Here is a 5569-nt window from a genome sequence, read left to right on the forward strand (position 1 = left end):
ATGAAGCGACTGCTGACGAGCGCAAGCCTCTGCCTCGCGTTGGGCTTGGCGGCCTGCGGTGGCACGACGGTGGAAAGCGATGACGTAACGGCGACGCAGGCCCCGCCGACGGCAACGTCGTCGGCGTCTGGCACTGCGAAGGCGACGACGTCGGAGGGAGCGAAGCCGGCGTCGAAAAACCAGGGCCCGGCGGATCAGCCGGCGCGCGAGGTGACCTCGATTCCGGAGCAGGCGCCGACGTTTAGCCCGAAGGAGCAGGCGTTCCTTGACCAGCTGCAGCAAAGCGGTGTGAACGTGAAGGGCGTCGAGGATCAGTTGACGGCGACGGGCGCGACGGTGTGCAATGGTGACTCCGTGACGCGCGATGCGGTTGCGGGGCAGTTGGTAGAGCAGCGCCGCACCGATTTGGATGCGAATGCCGTGGCGGCGCTGATTGGTGAAACCGCGCAGTCCAAGCTGTGCAAGTAAGGGAGTAATATGCGCAGAGCAGGCGTTGTAGCTGCGGTCATTGTGGTGCTCGCGGCGATTGGGCTGGGGGTATTCCAGTGGCTCAAGAACCAGGACGGGCCGAGTGTCGTTGAGCCGGGTGAGCCGGGCACGTCGACGGAGGCGCGCCAGGAGCCAGATTGGTGCCCGGCGGTGGAGTTCGTCTCGATTCCGGGCACGTGGGAATCGTCAATTGACGACGACCCCTTCGCCCCGCAGGCGAACCCGAACAGCTTCATGCTGTCGATTACGAACCCGCTGCAGGAGCGCTACCCGATTGACCAGGTGCGCGTGTTCACGGTGCCGTACACGGCGCAGTTCCGGAACATCCAGACTCCGCAGGGCCGCAACGAGATGAGCTACGACGAGTCCCGCGCTGAGGGCACGGCGCGCGCGAACGGCGAGATCGCGTTCGTGGCGGAGCAGTGTCCGTCGACGAAGTTCATTGTGGCTGGTTTCTCCCAGGGCGCAGTGATTGCGGGCGATATTACGAGCCAGATTGGCGCAGGCACGCACGCGTTGCCGCCGGAGCGTCTGCTGGGTTCGCTGATGATTGCGGACGGGCGCCGTGAGAACGGCGTCGGCGTGAATCCTGGTGTTGAGCTGCGTGGCGTTGGAGCTGAGATTGCGCTGCGCCCGCTGCAGATGGTTGTCAGCGCGGCGACGCCGGGCGCGACGATGACCGGTGCGCGGCAGGGTGGCTTCGGCCAGGTGGCTGACCGCGCGTATGAGATTTGTGCGCCGAACGATTCGATCTGTGACGCGCCGCAGAATGTCGGAAATGCTGTGGATCGCGCGGCTGCGTTGTTGCTGGCTAACGGCAATCACGCGATGTATGCCTCGAACCCGGATGTGATTCCGGGTACCACTACGCCGCAATGGGCTGTAGATTGGGCAATGTCCGTAATTGATTCTTTCTAGAAACTAACTAGATTCTAGGACCTGACAACAAGGAGTGCCCATGGATCTCCAAGCACTGATTCAGCGGTTTATTGACGAAACCGGCCAGATCAAACTCCCGCCGAACTTCACCATCCCGGCCCTGACCGAGATGCTCTACGGGGCGGCGGCACAAGCCGGTGCGACAGACACCATCAATATCCGCTCGTGGGACTACTCCGTGGACCCGGACGGGGCGCTGCGTACGTTCACGCGCGCGGAAGTGAACACGCGGATCAAGTCGGTAGCGGCGCGCCTGCAGCAGATCGGCGCACCGGGGGACCGCGTGGCCATCCTGGCGGGCAACTGCCCCGAGTACATCTTCGGATTCATGGGTGCCATGTACGCTGGCCAGATCCCGGTGCCGCTCTACGACCCGACCGAGCCAGGCCACGAAGGCCACCTGCGCGCCGTCCTCGCCGACGCCGAGGCCAACGTGGTGCTCACCAACAAGCAGGGCGCGCCAGCAGTGCGCGCTTTCTTCGCGGAGCTGCCGGGCAAAGAACGCCCGCGCATCATCGCGGTCGACGCGCTGCCGGACACGCTCGCTGCCGGCTGGGTGGCCGGACAGGTGGAGGGGGACGTCGATACGTCGGACCATGTGTCCTTCCTGCAGTACACCTCCGGCTCCACCCGCAACCCGGCAGGCGTGATGCTCACCAACGAGTCCATCGTGTCTAACGTCATCCAGATCTATACGGCGGCGAAGCTGGAACAGCCGATGCGCGTGCCGTGCTGGCTGCCACTGCACCACGACATGGGCATCATCATCTCGATGATGCTGATCATCCTTGGTAGCGAGTTCGAGCTATTCACCCCGCGTGACTTCATCCAGCAGCCGATGCGCTGGGTGGAACGCCTCGGTCGCTGCGAGAGCGACCCGGAGGACATCCACGTCTTCACCGCGGCGCCCAACTTCGCGCTCGAGCTGTGCGCTCGTGCCGTCGGGCACGCGCCGCAGGACCTGGACCTGTCCGTCCTCGACGCCCTCGTCATCGGTTCTGAGCCGGTGACGAAGCCGAGCGTCGACAGCTTCATTGCGGCCTACGAGGGCTTCAACCTGGACCGCAAAGCGATGCGCCCCTCCTACGGGCTCGCGGAGGCGACCCTGCTCGTTTCCACCCCGCAGACCCCGGACCGCCCCAAGTTCGTCACCCTCGACCGTGACAAGCTCACCGAGGGGCTTGCGGTAGAGACAGATGGCGGCGTTGTGATGGCCTCCAACGGCCAGCCGGTGTCATGGATGCACTTCGCCGTCGTCGACCCGCAGACCCACGACGAGGTCGCGCCTGGCACCATCGGCGAGCTGTGGGCACACGGCCCGAACATCGCCCTCGGCTACCAGGACCGCGCGCGCGACACCGCCGACACCTTCGGCAACACCATCGGCGCCACGCTCCAGGAAGGCCTGCCGAAGGACGGCTGGCTGACAACAGGGGACCTCGGCACGCTTCTCGACGGCCACCTCTACAACCTACTACCCGAAAACGTTTGCCACACTCGGCCACGCCAAAAACTGGCTCAACGAATGGGTGCCGGTCTATAACGCCACTCCCCACAGTGGAATCAACTACTACCCACCACAAGCAATCCTCGACGGCACCTGGGACAAACTGCAACGCCAACGCGAGGAGGGGATGCAAAACGCGCTCAGCCAAGGCATCATCACACAACTTCCGAACACCGCAGCTGGCACAGGCATTCCGGCAGAAGTCAGCATCATCCGCACCACTACCCAAACCGCCCCGCCCCCACAACCCATCACGATCTAACACCCAACCACGTTCACAACCACTTGACATAAAGCGTTTCAGTGGGTGGGTTTTACGTTTGCCCAGGTCGCCGGACTTGCATGCGGGAATGTGGTGCGCACCCCACCTGGCCTGACACCAAATTCCTGGATTCTCGTGCGCTGTTCTGCAAACACCCAGTTCGCAGGCCCTCGCCGAGGGAATTTGGTGCACACACCCCACCCACGAGCCAAATATCTTGGTGGCGCTCCGGCGTGTCTGGTGGCTAAACTCTCAAGGCATACTTAACCTTTAGAGTGATTTGTTAGCGCCGTCGCTGGTTGATTCCGGGGGAGGGGAACCCTCGGAGTTGGTCGTAGAGCACGCGGCGCTGGTTGTGCACACCCAAAAAATGGCAAAAGCCCAGAAGAAGAGTTGAGGCAGGAAATTCATGCGTGAGACCCGTTCCCCTATGAATCGGATGAAGAAGGCTGCGATTGTTGCGGCAGCGGTGCCGATGGTGGCGTCGTTAGTTCCGGTGGTGTCGACGTCGGCTGCGGCGCAGTCGTCGTTGCCGCTGTCGAGTAACCGTGGTGGGCTGTCGGATAATATTCGTCCGTCGGATCCGCCGAAGCGGACGCCGATTGAGGTTGATAAGAACCCGCAGATCCCGGGCCTGCCTGAGGGCGTGAGCGTGGACCGCATTGAGTGGTTGACGAACCGCCGCGTGGCTGTGTTTATTCGTTCGGCGGCGATGCCGGAGCAGCTGATGCAGGTGCAGATCCTGCTGGCGCGTGACTGGCACTCGAATCCGCAGGCGAAGTTCCCTGAGGTGTGGGCGCTGGATGGTCTGCGTGCTCGTGATGATGAGAACGGCTGGACCATCGAGACGAACATTGAGCAGTTCTACGCTGACAAGAACGTGAACGTGATCCTGCCGGTTGGCGGCGAGTCTTCGTTCTACTCCGACTGGCAGCGCCCAAACAACGGAAAGAACTACAAGTGGGAGACCTTCTTGACGAAGGAGCTCATCCCGGTGCTGAACAATGAGTTCCGCTCGAACAACAGCCGCGCTGTGGTGGGTATCTCGATGGGTGGTACTGCCGCGATTAACCTGGCGGAGCGTAACCCGCACCTGTTCAAGTTCGTGGGTTCTTTCTCTGGTTACTTGGACACCACAACCACGGGTATGCCGACGGCGATTAAGGCCGCACAGATGGATGCGGGCGGCTACGACTCGGAGGCGATGTGGGGCCCGGCTGGGTCGCAGGACTGGATTGACCACGACCCGAAGCTTGGCATTGAGGCGCTGAAGGACATGACGGTGTACGTGTCCTCGGGCTCGGGCCGCGATGACTTTGGTAACCCGGAGTCGGTGGCGAAGGGCGCTGCGAACCCGGCTGGTGTCGGGCTCGAGGTGATTTCTCGCTTGTCGACGCAGACCTTCGTCGATTACGCGTCGCGGACGCCGGTGAAGCCGGTTGTGAAGTTCCGTCCGTCGGGTGTGCACTCGTGGGAGTACTGGCAGTTTGAGATGACGCAGGCCTGGCCGTACATCGCGAATGCGTTGGCGTTGGCGGAGGCTGACCGTGGTTCGGACTGCAATCCGGTGGGCGCGATCGCTGAGGCGACGAAGTCTGGCGTGATCGGCAGCTGCGTGAACAACGAGTACGACGTCGCTGACGGCAAGGGCAAGGCCGAGGACTTCCGTGGTGGTACCGCGTTCTGGTCCCCGAAGACGGGTGCGTACCCGCTGTTCGGCGCGATCCTGGCGAAGTACAGCGGCCTAGGTGGCGCGTCGAGCTGGCTCGGCTTCCCGACCACCGGTGAGACCAAGACACCAGACGGCGTTGGCCGCTTCGTCCACTTCGAGAACGGTTCTATTTACTGGACGCCGCAGACCGGCGCGTACGCTATCCCTGGCGACATGTTCAAGGCCTGGGGCGAGAACGGCTACGAGACGGGCGACCTGAAGTACCCGGTTGCTGAGGCGAACCAGGTGGGCAAGGGCTACGTGCAGAAGTTCCAGGGCGGGTTCCTGACCCGCAACCCGGATAAGAGCCACAACATTGTCCACGGCGCGATCGCCGAGAAGTACGGCGAGCTGGGCACGGCGACGAGCGCATTGGGCTACCCGAAGAGCAATGAGATCGCGATCCGTGGCGGGTTCTTCCAGCAGTTCGAGAAGGGCAACATCTACTGGTCGCCGCAGACTGGCGCACACGTGGTGCTCTACGGCGACATCTTCGAGGAGTGGGGCAAGCGCGGCTACGAGCAGGGCGCGATGGGCTGGCCGACCTCGGACATGCGCGAAATCCCTGCCGGTGGCCTGGTGATTGACTTCCAGCACGGAACGCTGGAGCAGGTCAACGGTGTTGTCCGCGAGCGGAAGTAACAGGAAGTAAGGAGCGGCG

5 protein-coding genes are annotated in these 5569 nt (G+C 63.0%); all 5 read left to right on the forward strand.

Annotated elements, in window-relative coordinates; translation table 11 throughout:
- On the forward strand, positions 1–468 hold a 468-nt coding region (locus ACXIUA_RS09730), incomplete at its 5' end, for a DUF732 domain-containing protein (protein WP_070479656.1).
- 9 nt (positions 469–477) lie between these two features.
- On the forward strand, positions 478–1407 hold the full coding sequence (locus tag ACXIUA_RS09735; protein WP_457976703.1) for a cutinase family protein: 930 nt from the start codon (positions 478–480) through the stop codon (positions 1405–1407).
- 40 nt (positions 1408–1447) lie between these two features.
- Complete coding sequence (locus tag ACXIUA_RS09740; protein WP_457976704.1) at positions 1448–2971, forward strand: AMP-binding protein; 1524 nt, start codon at positions 1448–1450, stop codon at positions 2969–2971.
- Positions 2958–3197 carry a hypothetical protein gene (locus ACXIUA_RS09745; protein ID WP_457976706.1) on the forward strand — a complete coding sequence of 80 codons (240 nt, stop codon included), beginning with the start codon at positions 2958–2960 and terminating at the stop codon, positions 3195–3197. The genes ACXIUA_RS09740 and ACXIUA_RS09745 overlap by 14 nt, the downstream gene beginning before the upstream one ends.
- A gap of 409 nt (positions 3198–3606) precedes the next feature.
- Positions 3607–5550 carry an alpha/beta hydrolase-fold protein gene (locus ACXIUA_RS09750; protein WP_457976707.1) on the forward strand — a complete coding sequence of 648 codons (1944 nt, stop codon included), beginning with the start codon at positions 3607–3609 and terminating at the stop codon, positions 5548–5550.
- Positions 5551–5569 lie beyond the last annotated feature (19 nt).

Source organism: Corynebacterium sp. UMB8791 (genome assembly GCF_054166365.1).